Annotated in this window: 19 protein-coding genes; 11 read left to right on the plus strand and 8 right to left on the minus strand. The window is 39.4% G+C overall.

The features are described from left to right. Positions 1-2725, minus strand: a 2725-nt coding sequence (gene glnE / locus AC4GME_RS04035; RefSeq protein WP_490379046.1) for a bifunctional [glutamate--ammonia ligase]-adenylyl-L-tyrosine phosphorylase/[glutamate--ammonia-ligase] adenylyltransferase, incomplete at its 3' end; no start/stop codon positions are given. 239 nt (positions 2726-2964) lie between these two features. Between glnE and AC4GME_RS04040 the strand changes: the two genes are divergently transcribed. The 4 genes from AC4GME_RS04040 (at position 2965) to AC4GME_RS04055 (ending at position 5138) form a co-directional block, all read left to right on the plus strand. Then, positions 2965-3378 (plus strand): YjfI family protein, encoded by a 414-nt coding sequence (locus AC4GME_RS04040; protein ID WP_490378782.1) that lies wholly within the window; start codon positions 2965-2967, stop codon positions 3376-3378. Positions 3379-3391: 13 nt separating this feature from the next. Beyond that, the gene (locus AC4GME_RS04045; protein ID WP_490376815.1) at positions 3392-4075 is read left to right on the plus strand and encodes a PspA/IM30 family protein; all 684 of its coding nucleotides are present in this window, start codon (positions 3392-3394) and stop codon (positions 4073-4075) included. A gap of 75 nt (positions 4076-4150) precedes the next feature. Next, entirely contained in the window at positions 4151-4798 is a 648-nt protein-coding gene (locus AC4GME_RS04050) for a hypothetical protein (protein ID WP_490376816.1), read from the plus strand. Positions 4799-4802: 4 nt separating this feature from the next. After that, positions 4803-5138 (plus strand): hypothetical protein, encoded by a 336-nt coding sequence (locus AC4GME_RS04055; protein ID WP_490376817.1) that lies wholly within the window; start codon positions 4803-4805, stop codon positions 5136-5138. Between the two features lie 65 nt (positions 5139-5203). Here the strand turns inward: AC4GME_RS04055 and AC4GME_RS04060 are convergent, their stop codons facing one another. Together AC4GME_RS04060 and AC4GME_RS04065 are read right to left on the minus strand one after the other, a co-directional pair. Continuing rightward, entirely contained in the window at positions 5204-6436 is a 1233-nt protein-coding gene (locus AC4GME_RS04060; RefSeq protein ID WP_490376818.1) for a methyl-accepting chemotaxis protein, read from the minus strand. Between the two features lie 200 nt (positions 6437-6636). Beyond that, positions 6637-8142 carry a CYTH and CHAD domain-containing protein gene (locus AC4GME_RS04065; RefSeq protein ID WP_490376819.1) on the minus strand — a complete coding sequence of 502 codons (1506 nt, stop codon included), beginning with the start codon at positions 8140-8142 and terminating at the stop codon, positions 6637-6639. Positions 8143-8318: 176 nt separating this feature from the next. Between AC4GME_RS04065 and AC4GME_RS04070 the strand changes: the two genes are divergently transcribed. From AC4GME_RS04070 to AC4GME_RS04080, 3 genes are all read left to right on the plus strand, one after another. After that, positions 8319-8996, plus strand: a complete 678-nt coding sequence (locus AC4GME_RS04070; protein WP_490376820.1) for a TIGR00153 family protein — start codon at positions 8319-8321, stop codon at positions 8994-8996. 21 nt (positions 8997-9017) lie between these two features. Then, positions 9018-10283, plus strand: coding sequence for an inorganic phosphate transporter (locus AC4GME_RS04075; RefSeq protein ID WP_490376821.1), 1266 nt, complete (start codon positions 9018-9020; stop codon positions 10281-10283). A gap of 126 nt (positions 10284-10409) precedes the next feature. Next, positions 10410-11018: a TIGR04211 family SH3 domain-containing protein gene (locus tag AC4GME_RS04080; RefSeq protein WP_490376822.1), complete on the plus strand. Its 609-nt coding sequence runs from the start codon at positions 10410-10412 to the stop codon at positions 11016-11018. Positions 11019-11088: 70 nt separating this feature from the next. On the opposite strand, the gene AC4GME_RS04085 is transcribed toward AC4GME_RS04080, so the two are convergent. Beyond that, entirely contained in the window at positions 11089-11913 is an 825-nt protein-coding gene (locus AC4GME_RS04085; protein ID WP_490376823.1) for a general secretion pathway protein GspB, read from the minus strand. Continuing rightward, positions 11913-13517: an AAA family ATPase gene (locus AC4GME_RS04090; RefSeq protein WP_490376824.1), complete on the minus strand. Its 1605-nt coding sequence runs from the start codon at positions 13515-13517 to the stop codon at positions 11913-11915. Before AC4GME_RS04090 ends, AC4GME_RS04085 begins: the two co-directional genes overlap by 1 nt. Positions 13518-13592: 75 nt before the next feature. On the opposite strand from AC4GME_RS04090, the gene AC4GME_RS04095 reads away from it, so the two are divergent. Further along, positions 13593-14828, plus strand: coding sequence for a multifunctional CCA addition/repair protein (locus AC4GME_RS04095; RefSeq protein WP_490376825.1), 1236 nt, complete (start codon positions 13593-13595; stop codon positions 14826-14828). A 43-nt stretch (positions 14829-14871) separates the two neighbouring features. On the opposite strand, the gene AC4GME_RS04100 is transcribed toward AC4GME_RS04095, so the two are convergent. Genes AC4GME_RS04100 through folB form a run of 3 tightly spaced genes read right to left on the minus strand, consistent with a single transcriptional unit; the run spans position 14872 to position 16547 of the window. Continuing rightward, positions 14872-15675, minus strand: a complete 804-nt coding sequence (locus tag AC4GME_RS04100; RefSeq protein ID WP_490376826.1) for an undecaprenyl-diphosphate phosphatase — start codon at positions 15673-15675, stop codon at positions 14872-14874. A 36-nt stretch (positions 15676-15711) separates the two neighbouring features. Further along, the gene (gene folK / locus AC4GME_RS04105) at positions 15712-16194 is read right to left on the minus strand and encodes a 2-amino-4-hydroxy-6-hydroxymethyldihydropteridine diphosphokinase (protein ID WP_490376827.1); all 483 of its coding nucleotides are present in this window, start codon (positions 16192-16194) and stop codon (positions 15712-15714) included. Continuing rightward, complete coding sequence (folB, locus tag AC4GME_RS04110; RefSeq protein ID WP_490376828.1) at positions 16194-16547, minus strand: dihydroneopterin aldolase; 354 nt, start codon at positions 16545-16547, stop codon at positions 16194-16196. The genes folK and folB overlap by 1 nt, the downstream gene beginning before the upstream one ends. Positions 16548-16665: 118 nt before the next feature. On the opposite strand from folB, the gene plsY reads away from it, so the two are divergent. The 3 genes from plsY to gloA all read left to right on the plus strand — a co-directional run bounded on the left by plsY (position 16666) and on the right by gloA (position 18323). Beyond that, positions 16666-17262: a glycerol-3-phosphate 1-O-acyltransferase PlsY gene (gene plsY, locus AC4GME_RS04115; protein WP_490376829.1), complete on the plus strand. Its 597-nt coding sequence runs from the start codon at positions 16666-16668 to the stop codon at positions 17260-17262. A gap of 82 nt (positions 17263-17344) precedes the next feature. After that, positions 17345-17773 (plus strand): c-type cytochrome, encoded by a 429-nt coding sequence (locus tag AC4GME_RS04120; protein ID WP_490376830.1) that lies wholly within the window; start codon positions 17345-17347, stop codon positions 17771-17773. 145 nt (positions 17774-17918) lie between these two features. Beyond that, positions 17919-18323 carry a lactoylglutathione lyase gene (gene gloA / locus AC4GME_RS04125; protein WP_490376831.1) on the plus strand — a complete coding sequence of 135 codons (405 nt, stop codon included), beginning with the start codon at positions 17919-17921 and terminating at the stop codon, positions 18321-18323. The last annotated feature ends 240 nt before the right edge of the window (positions 18324-18563 follow it).

Here is an 18563-nt window from a genome sequence, read left to right on the forward strand (position 1 = left end):
GATGACAATAGGCATCACTCAGCGCTTTCTCTTCAGCAGCAGTTAATAAACAGAGATCTTTGCAAGTTTCAAAAATGCGTAAATTATCAGACCATTTACAGAGTTCTTTTGGCGATTGATGGGCATTAATTAATACCAGATACTGCGCAATAAATTCAATATCGACCATACCACCAGGTGACTGTTTCAGATCAAACTGTCCTTTTTTAGCTCGATTAAGATGTTTACGCATTTTACTGCGCATCTCACTCACATCCGTTGCTAACTGTTGACTTTGTCGTGGTAATACCAGCACGGTCTCACGTACTTGATTAAACGCATTCAAAATTTCTAAATCGGAAAATACAGCACGAGAACGTACCAGTGCCTGATGCTCCCAAGTCCAGGCATCATTTTCTAAGTATTTTTTATATCCTTCAACACCTGCAACCAATAACCCAGAATCACCCGATGGGCGCAAGCGCATATCAATCTCATACAAAATACCTGAGTTAGTACGCGCACTAAACAGGTGAATAATACGTTGCGCAAGTCGGAAATAAAATAGCTGGTTATCAATCACGCGAGGTCCTGCTGTATGCCCTTTTATATCACTATCATGTAAAAAGACCAGATCAAGATCGGAGCTATAACCCAACTCAAAACCACCCATTTTGCCGTAACCTATCACCGCAAAACCTTTACGATCAGTACCTGCGACATTACTTGGCAAACCAAACTTCTCAACCATCTGTCCCCATGCAATCTGCACCACATAATCCATCAAAGCTTCGCTTAAAAATGTAAGATGATCACTCACTTGCGGTAACTCGATAGCCCCTACAATATCAGCAGCAGCAATATGTAAAAACTGCATCTGCTTAAACTGACGCAGTGCTTCCATCTGCTGCTCCATATCCTCCTCCGGGATACGCAGCATAAATTGCTGTAAATCGCGATTATAATTACTCAATTCAGTCGGGTTATAGAGATGTTGCGGATCTAACAATTCATCTAATAAAATAGGGTGACGGGCAAGCTGAGCAGTTAACCGCTGACTGGCACTGCACAGCTTTAATAACTGATTTAATGCCCCTTCATTTTCATTTAATAACTCCAGATAAGCTGTACGGCGCATGATTTTTAATAACAGAATACGAATTCTATTAATTAATGCGACAGGATCTGCATAGACAGATACCTTCTCTACAATTTTAGGCAGTAATTTTTCAATCGTTTCCTGACCGCGGGGACCGATCGGTTTCTTGCGAAGATCATCTTTAAAACTTAATAGCTCCACAGCAAAATCATTAGCAAGTGACTCATTCATCCCCTTTTCTTGCAATAAGTTAACCGTTTCTTGCTGCGTTAAATTCAATGCCCACAGTTCACATATATCCTGATCTACCCCCTCATTTTCCTGCTCTTTATCGCCCACCACCCAGTTAAATTCATTATGCACATTTTTCATGACTTGCTGTAACTGTTGATAAAAATCTCGCCAATTAGCAAAACCCATTACATTAATTAAACGTAATTTATCAAGTTCATTGTCAGGCAAAGTTTGTGTCTGTTTATCACCGATTTGCTGTAAAATATTTTCCACTCGACGCAAGAATTGATATGACTCGAGTAAGCACTGCACTCTCTCAATAGGCAACTCGCCTATTTCACCAATCACCTTTAAGGTTTGTTGTAACCCTTTGCATTGCAGTTCGAGCACTCGCCCGCCACGAATCAGTTGAAAAGCTTGTGCCACAAACTCAATCTCTCGAATTCCGCCCATCCCTAATTTTATATTATCCTTAAGCCCTTTACGGCGCACTTCAGCACTGATCATAACTTTCATTTTACGTAATGACTCAATCGCACTGAAATCAACATAACGGCGATAAACAAATGGTTTAAGCATAGTTTCAAGTTCCGCTTTATACTCGCCCTCTTCACCAAGCACACGTGCTTTAACCATCGCATAACGTTCCCATTCGCGACCATGGCTTTGATAATAATCTTCAATCGATGCAAAACTGCTTACTAACGGTCCTGAATCACCAAAAGGCCGCAGACGCATATCAACACGGTAAACAAAGCCATCCACTGTTATTTGATGTAAAGCAGCAATAATACGTTGCCCTAATTTGATAAAAAAGGGCTGATTATCGATACTACGCCGTCCGCCTTCAGTCTTCCCGCGTTCTGGGTAAGTGAAAATAAGATCAATATCAGAAGAGAAGTTTAATTCTCGGCCGCCAAGTTTCCCCATAGCAAAAATATACAAGGGTTGTCTTTTTCCATCAGGGCTTTTTGGTGTGCCCTGTTCACTGCACTGTTTGTTATATAACCAGTTCATGCTTTGCAAAATAAGCTGTTCTGCCAAATAGGAGATATGCATAAAACTTTCTTCTAAACTGGCTTTGCCAAGTAACTCTCGCCAGGCGATAATCAGCATATGTTTACGGCGAAACAAGCGTAATACTTTATGTAATACCACTTCATCTTCAGTTGCGGCTAGTACGCTTTGCAACTCATCTTTAATTTGCACTGTTCGTTGCTTTGATCTAAGCAGTCCACTTGCAAATATCTCCGTTACTAATTCAGGCTGTTTTGATAATGCATCACTAATAAAATCACTTAATCCTAATACGGCTTTTAGATCAGCTTGTTGTGCCGCACTAAGAAAAGATAAATCGATTTGCAGCTTAAGGCTTTCAAAATGGCGCAACGCATTATCATTTAATAAAGACATATAGAGTTACCTATTGATACAGGAAAGAAAAAGACGGAAAACAGTACTAACTTATCAGTAGTGTGAAAGATGATCAGTAATAAATCAATTTAGTGATTGAAAAAAAGAGCCAGGTCCGCAATATTACTAATACAGATATTAAAACAAGAAATAAACTCAAAACTCTTGACATATAATGACAAGCGAACTAAATTAACTTGCATCAAGACATTAAATGTCTGTTGCCATGAAGGAGTATTATGAATATTCACAAAATTGCCACCCATTTAAATCAGTTAGATGACAATACTGAAACTGGTTTTAATTTTGACTGTACGCCCATTAATGGCGACATTGATGTATTACAAGTTGAAATTGTAGGGCGTGAAGAGATTCCTATTTTCATCTCTATTAGTGATAACCAAATTCTTTGTATCGCTTATCTGTGGGGTGAAGACGAGGTTAAAAGCGAACTAAAAGCCAATATGATGGAAGCGATGTTAGAGATGAACATTCCAATGCCACTTTCTGCATTTGCCAAGGTAGAAGATAAATATGTGGTCTTTGGTGCGTTGTCGGTGAACTCAAGCCTTGATGATATTGAGTTGGAAATTGTAACACTAAGTGACAACAGTCTTGAGGTTATTAGTGAGATGGACAGTTACTTAAATTAATTCGGAGTTTATTATGAGTATATTTAAAAAGATTATTACTGCTGTTCGTGGCGGTGCGCGCGAAGCGGGAGAAGCAATTGTTGATGCTAACTCAACGCGTATTTTTGAACAAGAGATCCGCGATTCAGAAAAACATATTACTATTGCTAAACGTGATTTAACTGAAGTGATGGCAAAACAGATGCAGGCGGCACGTGAGTTAACTCAACTGCAGGCAAGCATTAAAGAGCATGAAGGTTACGCAATGCAGGCCCTTAATCAAGGTAATGAAGCATTAGCCATTGAGGTTGCGGAAAAGATTGCCCAACTAGAAACGAGTGCAGCAGATCAGCAACAGGCGAATGAAAGCTATCTTAAAAATGCAGACCGTTTAAAAGAGTTAATTAAAAAGAGTGAGCGCCAATTAACCGATTATAAACGTCAATTAAGCATGGTAAAGACAACTGAAAGTGTGCAGAAAGCAACATCAGCAATCACAGATAATTTCACTGCAAGTAACTCTAAGCTGCTAAATGCAAAAGACTCTTTGGAGCGCATCAAGCAAAAGCAAGCGATGTTTGATGATAAACTAAAAGCAGCGGAGCAACTTGATGCTGAAAACAGTGATAGCTCTCTGCAGAGTAAATTACAGCAAGCTGGGATCGGCGCACAGCAATCCAGTGCGCAGTCTATTTTAGACCGCTTAAAAACTAAGTAACAAATATTTACATTAAGAGAGATAACCCGGAGCATAAAAGTGTCCCGGGTTATCTGTTTTTAAAAGGGGAAAATCATGAGTTTCTTTAAATCTCTGTTTGCCAAAAAACAACCTCTCACAACACGTACCTTAACAACACCAAACGAACTGCAACTCAATGACATTTTCACCTTTGGCGATAGCTTTGCACTACCTGATACAATGCGCAAACAGCAACTGCAGGTTATTGATATCAACACTCTTGAGTTTAAGCATGAGCATTACGCACAAGTTATCGGCCAGGGTAGTGATCCACAGTTGGTTTATTTAAGCTTCCCAACTAATCCGCAAAAATTAGTTAAATTTAGCTTACTGCTTACCCGAAATGATGTTGAAGCCCTGTTTGATTTAGATGATTTTTCTGAAATTTTCGAAGAGCCTGGTAATGCACGTTTAAAACCGCTTACCAGCAAGCATAGCTATGCGGATATGGTTGCAAAAGAATATATTCAGCAAGACTTTATGACCACCGGCTATATGCATCAGGAAGACTATCGCGGAAAAGTACCGCCACAATACAATGAAGAAAAACATGGCCGTGAGTTTGAGTTTTACTCGTTAGAGGGGGGGCAAGGAGAGCGGTTTATTGATATCTTTATTTTTGAGAATGGTGATACAGAGGTATATCTCTCTTTTTTAAGGCCAGCCAATGAAATTGCTGAATTATGGATAAAAGGAGAATAATCTAATGACTCAAAGAGAACTACCAAAGAAATGGCAACAATCAGCAAAGGTCGTTAAAGCTGTACAAATTGCATTTGATATGGATACGAAGCTGCAATATAGCATCAGGCGCAGCGCATTAGATAAAGGTATCAGCCCATCCGAGCAAATTCGCCACTTATTAGATTTGCCCACCCATAAAAAACCCAAGCGCCCGCGTTTAACGGTCAGCTTAAGCGATGATGATTACCAGCAACTAGGTGAACGTTACCAAATTCCAGCAGATCAGCAATTAGAGATAAAAAAGTCGGTAATTGAAGAGTTAACGCAATTTGCATTAAACAGTGAGTTTCATAAATAATACGCAGTTCAAACAGAAAAGCACTTCGATTGAAGTGCTTTTTTCTGTGAGAAAAAGAGAGGAGCTTAACCCTTGGCTACCTTATTTAAATCTTGTACATGTTTAGCTATTGTTTCCGCCATATCTGTTACCTCTTTTAATACAGTAACCGATCCCTCAACAACCTCTTTTACCTGATCTAGATTTTTATTGATATCTCCAGCCACTGTCGTTTGCTCTTCCGCAGCCGATGCGATTTGATAATTCATATCAGAAATATGGTGAACTTTTTCAACAATTCCCGATAATTTAGTTCCCGCTTGCGTTACCTGATCCACACCAACATCTGCTTCTCGAACGCTTTTCCCCATCAAACCAACCGCATCTTGCGCACTCGTTTGCAGCTGTTCAATCATAGCTTGAATTTCAATCGTTGCATCTTGTGTGCGTTTGGCCAAATTACGCACTTCATCAGCAACAACGGCAAAACCACGTCCCGCTTCACCAGCTCGAGCAGCCTCAATCGCAGCGTTTAAAGCTAGTAGGTTAGTTTGTTCAGAGATACTGCGAATGGTATCAACAACACTACCAATACCTTCGACTTTTAATTCAACGTTATTTACCGCATCTGCTGATGCGCCAATATTACTTGATAATGAATTAATGGTAGAAATAGTTGCATCAACAAATTGACTGCCCTCTTGCGCAACTTCAGACGCTTCAGTTGTTGAAGACGATGCACTGCTCGCATTGCCGGCAACTTCTCTGACCGTAGCCGTCATCTCATTCATCGCGGTTGCAAGCTGCTCAATCTGGGCAAACTCCTCTTCCATCGAATCATTAATAATTTCCATACAGATTGACAGGTGCTCTGTAATTTCAGTCAACTCTAACGCACTTTTTCCTTGCGCGGTAAAAACTTGTTGAAACTTACCGGTTTCGTTACAAACCATACGTGCAATATCACCGAGTTCATCTTTTGAGGTTAATTTAATATAACCTTCCTGCGTACCTTCATCCATGGCCTGTGATAAATCTTGATTCATTACTAGGATCTGCTTTTTCAGCATCAATATAACCCAGTATAAAACAGCAAGGAAAACCACAGAAAAAATCAAATCGGCCCAAAAATTATAACTGCTGACAAGTGCAAGTGTATCTTCAGCATTGCCGAGTGATTGATCAGTTAAAATCAATCCCATAGTTAGCGTTTTTGCAATAAACAGAAAAACAGCTACCAGTAGCATAAATAACCATTTTTGGGTCAGGGAAACATTAACAAACTTTTTTTCAATTGCATTTAATTTTAATAACGCCATTTTTTCTACCTAAATGAATGATGAATCTGCATGCTCAGATGATAAATACCAACTAAGCGCTTATGAAATAAACTCGACTAGAGATAAGAAAAGTCTAGAAGTTATATCTTAAAAATGCTCTGGAAAAACTGAATTAACATAGAACTGTGATCTAAAATCAAATTGCTTACTTTTTGTTACATAACAGAAGAGTTCAGCGTTTATTGATCAATTTCATTGTGCCAATAGTTCTCTTTTAACAGCGCCTGTTGCTTAGATTGCTCAAGGGCATGCAACAAAGAATCTTCTTTACGTTTGATCCATTTTAAATATTCACACTGATGTTCTTTCTCTGCTTCCTGATCTGCAAAATCAGCAATAACATTGATCATTGCCAACTCTTTTAACCCCTGCTTAATATCTAACCAAGGTGAATGAAAAGCGATACTTTTCTCCAGTGAAAACAAACTGCCAACACTTAAACCAACTAATAAGTTGCCCTCTAACAAGCCTTGATAAGATAATAACTGATTATCTTTTTTAGAATCGAGAGCAACTCTTAACTCCCTCCAGCTTGATGTTAAATATTCACAAGCAAAATCATTAATAGAATTTGTCTTTTCACTAGAAAAAGTACTTTTTTCAAACGAAATCAACCATTGTGTACATTTTAAAATAAATTGGCAATAGCGTGTAGATGTAAGTAGCTCGAGTACCGCTTGCTGATTTGGCAGGTTTTGCTCCTGTGCCTCTAATTTTTTAAGCAATGATTTAAATTTAGGTAATTTTCTAAGGTAATGCCCTCTGTTTTCTAACAAACTTTGATAAGTAATACGTTCATCAAGCCAGGAAAAACTGCGCGCCAACCAATGTAAATCTTCAATCCATTGTGCTTTTAGTAAACTTGGAGATGCTTGCTTAAATAATTTTAAGTTTTGATGCAGAAATTTAATACCTGTTAACAATTCATTTAAAGCATCATCCTGAAATGACTCAAGATAACAGTTTTCATGGTACTGAATATGACGTAAACCATGCTGCATATTGGTAAGCAGGGCTTGCTCAACTGACATAGAGGATATTAGAGAGGAGTGCCCAAGCGGCTTTACTTTAAAAAAGGTCTTATCTGACACCATATAGCCACGTTGCGCTTTACTGACATTTCCTAAGCGCACCTTAGGTAATAAAGCGATATCATTCCCCAAAACAAACAGCTGCTTTTCATCCCCTTTAACTAACTCAAGTTCAATTTCGCAAATATCAACGTTACCTTGATTGCTTTCAATATAACCTCTGTCATAAGCGACTTCAATTAACGTATCATCGGGCATTTCTACAAGCCAGGTTTGGCGCTCGAAGTCAGTACTAAAGATGGGGATTAATTCACTTTCAAGTGATTTGATATCACAATCATCAGGCCATATTTTGCTGTTAAAACGTGCAAGTTCAGGGCGTAACCCCTCTATTGGTTCGTTATATTCCGGTCGCTGATGTAAACCGCCGATAACGCGTCCTGCAGTCTTAATCGTCTGCACGGATCTGTTTTCACAGCTACGAACACGTAACCCCATATCCATTTTACGTAACATGCGATTAGCGGTATCAAAATAAACATTATGTAATAGTTGTTTTTTACTGGAAATAACGCACTTCGCTTTGATTTTTTCAAACAGTTCAAGTTCAAATTCTGCGCTAAAAAGAAACTTTATCTCTATTTCTGTTTCCATAATTTTTACCAAATAGACCTATAATCGTGGATGCAACGACCCTGAGATCGTAATAATTTGTGAATTATACTAAATTCAGGTTCAATTGTGTGTAAAAGAAAGATAACATGCGCCGCATATTTGTTGTTCAACTTGAGCAGTAATACGGTTATCAAACCAAAATACTAGGATAAATTATGCCAGTTAACTCAATCTTTGGAGTATTTGCAAAATCTCCGATTAAACCCATTCAGATGCATATTGACAAAGTAGCAGCCTGCAGTGAGTTATTAATCCCTTTCTTTAAGGCTAGTCATGAGCAAGATTGGATCAAAGCCGAGGAGGTTAGAAAAGAGATCTCGAAATTTGAGAAACAAGCCGATGGACTGAAACGGGAACTGCGTTTAACACTGCCTAAAGGGCTGTTTATGCCTATCTCACGTGGTGATTTTATCGAGTTAGTTAACCGTCAGGATAAGATAGCCAATACAGCTAAAGATATTGCTGGTCGCGTATTGGGTCGGCAGCTACAGATACCTGGTGAAATAGCTGAAGATTTCATCACTTATCTGCAGCGTTGCATAGATGCTGTTCAACAAGCGAGAAAGGCAATTAATGAGCTTGATGAATTATTAGAGACGGGTTTTAAAGGTCGAGAAGTCGATATCGTCACTAAAATGATCAGTGAACTTGCTGCAATTGAAGATGATACTGACTCATTACAAATTAAACTTCGCCGCCAGCTTTTGGCAATAGAGCAACATCACAACCCGGTTGATATTATGTTTCTATACCAAATTTTGGAATGGGTGGGCCAGCTTGCCGATCATTCAGAATTAATCGGCACTCAGCTTGAACTTATACTTGTTCGTTAATAACGCACAATAGGACTTATTATGGATATTATATCTACATATGGCAGTATGCTGGTTGTTTTTGCCGCTGCAGTGGGCTTTTTGATGGCTTGGGGTATCGGCGCAAACGATGTAGCCAATGCAATGGGAACGTCGGTTGGCTCGAAAGCGCTTACGATTAAACAAGCAATTATTATTGCAATGATCTTTGAGTTTGCAGGTGCCTACTTAGCGGGTGGTGAAGTAACTTCAACTATCCGTAAAGGGATTATTGATGCTAGCTTCTATATTGATCAACCTGAACTGTTAGTATTTGGTATGACAGCAGCTCTATTAGCCGCTGGCATGTGGTTAATTATCGCTTCATATTTTGGTTGGCCAGTATCAACGACCCACTCGATTGTTGGTGCTATTGTCGGCTTCTCTGCTGTCGGGGTAGGTGTGGACAGTGTTACTTGGAGCAAGGTAGTCGGAATTGTCGGTAGCTGGATTGTAACGCCACTGATATCAGGTATTATCGCCTACTTTATTTTTATGAGCTCGCAAAAGTTAATATTTAATACTAAACATCCCATTGAGAATGCTAAACGCTATGTACCTCTGTATATGTTCTTAGCTGGCTTTATACTCGCCCTAGTGACCATCAAAAAAGGCTTAAAACATGTCGGCTTGCATTTTTCATCAAATGAAGCTTTCCTGTTAGCGATAGTTATCGGCGTTGCTATAGCCCTTGTGGGCAAAGTATTTATCAGTCGCATCAAAATAGATCCCAAAGCTGACAAGAATATGCACTTTGCCAATGTAGAAAAAATATTTGCAGTGTTAATGATTGTAACGGCATGTGCAATGGCATTTGCACATGGTTCAAATGATGTGGCAAATGCCATTGGACCACTTGCTGCCGTTGTTAGTATTGTTGGAAATAATGGCGAAATCGCTAAAAAAGCAGTACTTGCATGGTGGATTTTACCCTTGGGTGGAGTTGGTATCGTACTTGGTCTGGCGATTTTCGGTAAACGCGTAATGGCGACAATAGGTCAAGGTATTACCCATCTAACACCCAGCCGTGGTTTTGCTGCAGAGCTTGCAGCGGCTTCAACCGTTGTTATTGCATCAGGTACCGGTTTACCTATTTCAACAACGCAAACACTTGTTGGCGGCGTATTGGGCGTAGGTATGGCGCGAGGAATCGCGGCACTTAATCTTAACGTTGTACGTAATATTGTTATCTCATGGGTTGTAACATTACCGATTGGCGCAGGCCTGTCTATTATATTCTTCTACATGTTAAAAGCGGTTTTTAGCTAAACAAAAATGTAGGTAGATAAAATAAAAGAGAGCTTCGGCTCTCTTTTTTGCATCTAGGGCTTTTCCTCACTGTGAATTACTTTTAGAATAGTTATTTAGCCCACTTTAGTTAACAGGATGCTTTCCTTGAAAACACTTAAATATATTATTGCTATGCTTTCGCTATCATTTTGTTTGAATGTATCTGCAGCAACTCGCTATGTTAGTGACGACATATTCATCTACCTGCATTCAGGTCCAAGTTTAGACTATCGTATTATCGGCACAGTCAAAGTTGGCGCGCCTGTGACAACTCTGAAATACGATAAAACCACGAAATTTATGCAAATTAAAACAGCAGCAGGAAAAACAGGGTGGGCGCAAAACAAGCAATTACAAGAGACATTGCCTGCCAAGATTTTGTTACCAAAAGTGCAGCTGGAATTACAAGAGGCACAAACAAAACTGGCAAATATAGCCGAAGAAAATAAGCAAACACTGCAGGGAAAAGTACAGTCAATTGCAGAAAAAGAAAACTTAATAGCAAGTTTACAGGGCGATAAAAAATCTTTGCAGCAAACTATTGCTGAGCTTAAAGCAAGAAATCTAGATTTAGAGTTACAGCAAGATACAGAAGGAGACCGCATAAAAATGGAGTGGTTGCTGAATGGTGGCTATGTATTATTCGGTGGTGTACTGCTTGGTTTGATTATTCCTTTCTTACCTCGTCGTAAAAAACGTCAGAATAATTGGTAGATTAAAAGCTTCGCGAATAAATAAAAAACGCACCAATTGGTGCGTTTTTTATAACAATCACATTACAGATCTAATAACCCTTCCAATCAGTTAATGATTCCACACTAAAGCTTTGCCGGCCTAAACGAAAGACAGTTCGGTTAGGCTGAATCTCAACAACTTGAATTTCTCCTGAGCTATCAAACTGCCCCTCTCTTAAATCTTCACTATTAATCCTGATCCAGCGATCTTTTGCAACGGAAGAGTACATATGGAAATCATAACTCATCAAAGGCACTTGATCCTGAAACTCACTGGTCATCTGATGAATATCACTACCATCACCATTTTTTTGCTCAATAACTTCCTTATCTTCATCTTTACTCATTGATAGAGCACGCTGAAAACGTTGCTGTAAATCAGTTGAGGTATCGCTATAGTCTATCCCCTCTTTCTGGCTTTGTTGTGGCCTATTTTCCGTGGCAGATAAAAGATCCTGTTGGCCAGTTGCACTATCAGCTTGCAGATCATTTTCACTTTGTTTGCCTTGTACTGAAGTACCCACAAGTAATTGTTTATCTACTTTAGAAGGCGGTTGCAACTTCGGTAGAGGTTTCAGATCGAAGGTGATTTTTTTGATCAAATTCTCCTCTGATTTTTGTGTAATAAGCAGCGCAACTTTAGCTTCTTGTTGCTTAGCGGCAACGGGAACAGTTGCTAAAGCGGCACTTTCAGCTGCATTTACTGGCTTAAATACAAGATAAATAACTACCACCAGCAAACAAATTATGACCAATAACGAAGCAAACAACGCCACTTTCCATTTTAAACTTGCAGGTTCTTTTTCAATAAAGGCGGGCGAAGTGCTCGACAGATCTAATTTTTGTTTTTGTAACGCACGCAGAATCGTCGACATTAATTTTCCTCCTGCATTAATCGTGGTAACTCTGGATTGGATAATTGCATTAATGGCATCAAGGTTCGAAAACCAACGATTCCATCATCTTTTAATCCCTGCGCTCGCTGAAAGGCACTGACTTGCTGTAGCAATGACAAATCAAAACGGTCCTTATTCTGTGCAGACAAGCCTTGTACCTCATTCAACTGCGTTACCAGCCATGCTATCTGTTCATTTTGCTGACCAAACTGAAGTGTGCCTTGCAAAGCGAACGGCGCCTGCCAAAGTAGCGTTAAGTCTCCAGTCCAATATTTGTTAAACCAATTTTCAGACACTTCAATGAGTTGTCCATCAATCAATAATTGATAATTATCTTTAATCTTGTAAATAATCACATAGGCACTTTGCAGAGAATCTTTTTCAAGCTTGACCACACTTGGATAATTCAGTTGTTTTAGTTTTTTTAAACTGCTGTTTGTTGAATAACAAGATAACAGGACAGATACTCCCTGCTCGCAATTCACACTTTTTATCTCAGTTTGGTAGCCCCACACGGCATATAAGTTAACTAAAGCATTTGCAAAGGTTGCATTCGATAAATCTAATTGCGGATAAGCATCAAACCAATCAGCTTGCTCACTGTTCTCCTGCTTGTTAGTTTCCGGGCTTGGTTTTATCTCGGTTATCTGCGCCTTTTGTTCACTAAATTGAGCAAATATTTGTGGTGCCTGCAGAGCGGTAAATAGCGTTAAAATAACCACAAGCAACACTCGCCAACTGTTTTTTAGCATACGACCAAGAGATAAATTAGGCACAGATAATGTAATCTCATCACTTGCTTTTTTTACCATTTTTGCACTTACTTTTAGTGAGTTTTGTGTATATGCACATAACAAACTGCGATCACACAATAAGTTAATTAAGCGCGGAATACCCTGGCTATTTTTAAATACCTGTATAAGTGCGTTACGTTCAAAAAGAGGGAAACTCGCCCCGGCAACATTTAAGCGATGCTGGATATAATATTCACTTTCTGCCTGAGTAAGCGGTAGCAGGTGGTAACGGGCAGTAATACGTTGTGCAAGTTGACGCAGCTCTGTTTGTTTTAATTTTTGCTGCAACTCAGTCTGACCAATCAAAATAACCTGTAGCGGTTTTTTATTATCCGATTCAATATTAGTTAATAAGCGCAACTGCTCAAGCACTGAAAAGCTTAAATGTTGCGCTTCATCTATCAATACAATCGCACTTCTTCCCAATAAAATATTACTCATCATCCAAGTCGTTAAAGCATCAAATAACAATTTTAAGCTAAGATTATCTTTCTTATATTCAATCTTAAATTCATCACAAATCGTCGCGAGTAACTCAATTTCAGTTAATGCTGGATTTAAGATAAAAGCGATATCGGTATTAGTCGGCATATCCTGCAATAAAGATCGACAAACCGTTGTTTTACCCGTGCCAACTTCCCCCGTTAACAAGACAAAACCACCATTGCCCTGCAGGCCATAGGTCAAATGAGCCAGCGCTTCTTTATGACGCTCACTTAAAAAAAGAAAGTCAGGATCAGGCGAAATTGAAAAAGGTTGTTCTTTTAAAGAAAAAAAATCTTGATACATAAGAAGACCCAAACAAATAGTGATGATGATATTAATTGCTTATAATAACCAAATAAGTGATAAAGAGGGAAAACAATGCAAGTATTTTTAGTCGGTGGCGCAGTTCGAGATCAACTATTGCAGCTTGAAGTCAAAGATCGGGATTATGTTGTGATCGGCAGTACCCCGGAAAAACTTTTACAATTAGGTTACCAGCAAGTTGGAAGAGACTTCCCTGTTTTTTTACACCCGCAAACAGGCGAAGAATACGCACTTGCCCGTACTGAACGTAAACAAGGCTCAGGTTATACAGGATTTGCCTGCTACGCTGGAGAAGATGTTACGCTGGAAGATGATTTACTGCGCCGAGACTTAACCGTTAATGCGATCGCTTTATCTGAGCAAGGAGAAATAGTTGATCCTTATAATGGATTAAAAGATTTACAAAATAAAAAATTACGCCATATCTCTCCTGCATTCAGTGAAGATCCGCTGCGTGTTCTGCGTGTGGCGCGTTTTGCGGCACGCTTTTATAAACTTGGCTTTAAGATTGCGTCTGAAACATTAACCTTGATGCAAAAATTAACAGATAGTGGTGAATTAAATCACTTAACAGCTGAGCGTATCTGGCTGGAAACAGCAAAAGCATTACAAACAGATAGTCCACACATCTACTTCCAAGTGTTACGTGACTGTGGCGCACTGGCGATTTTATTTCCCGAAATTGAGGTTTTATTTGGCATTCCAGGACCAGAGCAATGGCATCCAGAAATTGACACCGGCATTCATACTCTAATGGTTGTTGAGCAATCGGTTAAATTATCCGACTCGATTGCTTTTCGCTTCGCCTGTTTAGTTCATGATCTCGGCAAAGCTCTCACTCCCAAAGAAAATTGGCCAAGTCATAAAGGCCATGGTTTTCTTGGCTTAGAAGTCATTAAAGCTTTATGTTTACGTCTCAGAATACCAAACGAATGTCGTGACTTGGCACTGTTAGTAAGTGAACATCATACTGTTATCCACAATGCATTTGAGCTAAAAGCCTCTACCCTTATTAAACTGATGGATAAAAATGATGCATGGCGTAAACCGCAACGATTTTTACAGATGCTGCAATGCTGTATTGCCGATTCGAAAGGGCGAACGGGATTTGAAGATAAAGGCTACCCTAGTGCAGATTTCATTTGGCAAACCTTTCAAGCAGCTTCAAAAGTAGATGTCCAGGATATAATCAAGCAAGGTTTTAAAGGCGCGGAGATTAAAGAAGCTTTGCTACAAGCCCGTATTTTAGAGGTTAAGAAATACCAAGAGCAGATTAAACAACAGCACTGAAATAAAGCGAGGCGATCAGCGCCTCGCTATGATATTAGCATCTCTAAGCTAGTGTTAAGATGTAAAACAGTGCAGCACCAAGCAATAAACGGTAAATAACAAACGGCATCATTCCCACTTTATTGAGCAATATTAGAAATCCGTGAATACATAAGATAGCACTGGCAAATGAGAGACCCGCTCCTAAGAACAACGCCCCCCAATCCACATATTCATCAGATAATATGAATTTGAGCAGATCATAGCCTGAAGCCATAGCAATAATTGGAATAGACATTAAAAAAGAGAAACGGGCAGCAGCATTGCGTGTTAACCCGAGCATAAGGCCTGCGGTAATAGTGATACCAGAGCGTGATGTCCCGGGAATCAAGGCAAGTACCTGTGCAAGGCCAATAAGAACAGCGCCTTTAATGCCGGTTTGGTATTCTGTTTTTACCTGCTTTGCCTGCGCATCTGCCCACCAAAGCAACAGACCAAAAATAACCGTAGTCACCGCAATCACATAACCACTGCGCAGATACGTTTCCACTAGCGATTTACCAAAAAAGCCCACCAAAGCCGCAGGAATCGTAGACCAGATAATCCACCACGCGAGACGGCTGTCTTGTGTCTTTGCCTTGCCTCGTAGTGAGCCGAACCAGGCCCGTGACATATTGACCACTTCAACGCGGAAGTAAATCAATACCGCAGCGAGCGTGCCGATATTAAGTATCAAATCAAATGCTAAACCTTGATCTTGCCAGCCTAACAGCTGTGAGGGCAAAATCAGATGTGCAGAGCTAGAAATCGGTAAAAATTCAGTTAAACCTTGAATCAAGGCCAATACGACAATCTCAAGTAAAGACATTTTTGTTCTCTATCTGTATAAAATAAAAAGGAAGGGTTAAATATCTGCTTCAATCTTCCATAATTTTTGTTTCGCTTTTGGATAATTAGTCCACAGTGCTTGATATGTTTCACCTAAAATCGGATGTTTTAATAACGGTGCCAATTCTACTAACGGTTTTAACACAAATGCATTTTTTGTGATTTCAGCGCGCGGTAAATCGATATTTGCATCAACCAGCTGATCATATAACAGCAGATCTAAATCCAACGTTCTTGGCGCAAACTTGATCGCTTTTTCTGGTCGACCATGTTTGATTTCAATTGCTTTTAATTTACTAATCACGGCTTGGGCATTTATATCGGTATTTAATCCAACCACCAAGTTATAAAAATTGCCCCCCGAAAAGCCTACCGCTTCACTTTCATAAAGTGGCGATATTTTTAACTCACCAAATTCGGCTCGTAAAGAAGCTAAACCTAAACAAACGTTTTCCAGCCTGTTGATGCTTGAGCCGATACCTATAAATACCTGAGCCACTAACGGGTACCACGCTCGATTTGAACTCCTAATGATTGTGCTTTAGGTAACGCCCCCGGTTTATGCAAAGTCACTTTGATCCATGGCACAGAAAACTGCTCCATGATTAATGATGCAACTCGTTCTGCCATGGTTTCAAGCAGTTCAAACTGATGATTTTGCGCAAACTGGTTAACCTTTTCAGACACGCTAAAATAATTAAGTGCTAAATTAATATCATCACTTGCAGCTGCGGGCTTGTTATCAAATGCCATCTCTAAATCAAAATAGAGCTTTTGCTGCAGTGATTTTTCCCAGTCATACACGCCAATAGTGCTAATAACTTCTAACTGTTTAATAAAAACAATATCCATTCTGAAACCTTTAAAACGCTATCACTTAGACAAAAATCCACGTACTATCAAATAGTAATTAATATCAATGGACTGTAAAAACGCTGTATTTTACCTGATCGAGAAGAAATAAATACAAATGATTATCCTGACCACCCTATTATTTATTGTTTGCGCCTACCTGTTTGGCGGGCTTAACGGCGCTATATTACTGTGCCGCCTCAAAGGCTGGCCGGATCCACGCCTGCAAGGCTCTAAAAATCCTGGTGCGACCAACATGCTACGCCTGCATCATGCACAAGCTGCCAGTGCAGTACTTATATTTGATCTTTTAAAAGGCACATTACCTGTTTATCTCGCTTACTTTTTAGATTATCAACCAGTAACAATAGGCTTTATCGGTATTGCCACTTGCCTCGGTCATATTTTCCCCCCTTATTTTCAATTTAAAGGCGGCAAGGCCGTTGCAACAGGCCTTGGTACGCTATTGCCTTTAGGCATGGATATGACTGGGTTACTTGTTTTAACCTGGTTGCTGACCATCGCAATCAGTGGCTATGCCTCTTTAGCCGCTATCGTCACTGCAATCGCTGCCCCCTTTTTTGTTGAATATATAAAACCTGAATATACGACCCCGGTAATAATGCTTTCGGCATTAATTCTTCTTCGTCATATCAGTAATATTCGCCGCTTATTGATGGGCAAAGAGAAAAAAATAGTGAACTGGAAACAATAATTCCGATAAAGATATTGGTAGTTACAAACAACCTCGTTATAATTAACATTTTTACAACATATATAAAGATTTGGAGTCTACCGTGTACCTTATTAAACGTATCACCCTACTCACCACTTTAGTAATGAGCTTGGTTAGCGTTACAAGTTTTGCGCAAGACCTTTCTGAAGGTGCAATTGCTGAACGTATCGCACCTGTAGGTGATGTTTATTTAAATGGTGAAATTGCAACAGCAAACCAAGGCACAGATTTAAGTGAACCTGCAGGCCCACGATCTGGTGAAAAAATTTACAATACTTACTGTGTTGCTTGTCATGCGACAGGTGCTGCTGGTGCACCAGTAAAAGGTGATGCAGATGCATGGCAACCGCGCGTTGCGCAAGGCCCTGAAACATTATTAAAACATGCAACAGAAGGTTTTAATGCGATGCCGGCAAGAGGCACCTGTGCTGATTGTAGCGATGATGAGATGGCCGCTACCGTTGAATTCTTAACAAAAGGACTTTATTAGTTTAAGGTTCTAATTTGTATTTTTAAACCACCTTCTGGTGGTTTTTTTGTATCTGATTTTTATCAACAACACTTCGTGCAGGACGTGTGAAATAAAAGAAGGTAAGATAAACTCTATTTTTCTAAAATAAAATCAAGGGGTTAATATGCGCTTATTACATACCATGTTACGTGTTGGTAATTTACAAAAATCGATCGATTTTTACACTGACATTTTAAATATGAAGTTAATTCGTCAGTCTGAAAATACCGAATATAAATATACCTTAGCATTTTTAGGTTATGGTGATGAGTCAAATTCAACTGTGCTTGAGTTAACTTATAACTGGGATAGCAGTGAATATGATTTGGGGACTGGCTATGGTCATATTGCTATTGAAACTGATGATATTTATGCAACCTGCGATAAAATCAAAGAGATGGGCGGACAAATTACGCGTGAAGCTGGGCCTGTAAAAGGCGGTACAACGGTGATCGCTTTTGTTAAAGATCCTGACGGTTATATGATTGAACTGATTAATAAAAAAGATGCAGGAAAAGGGCTGGGTTAAGCTTGTTTAATTTAGATTAAAATAATAAACAGAAAAAACCTCTCATTTGAGAGGTTTTTTGTTTCTAATTACCAACTATTTTGGTAAAAAGCCAATTTTTTCGTAAACATCAGCCAAGGTAACAGCAGCTCGCTCACTTGCCTTTTCAGCACCTACACGTGCAATTGCTTGCAATGCCATTTCATCATCGCGCAACTCTTTAAAGCGTGCTTGTATCGGCTCTAATAAGCTTACCACTGC

The organism is Psychromonas sp. (assembly GCF_983033635.1).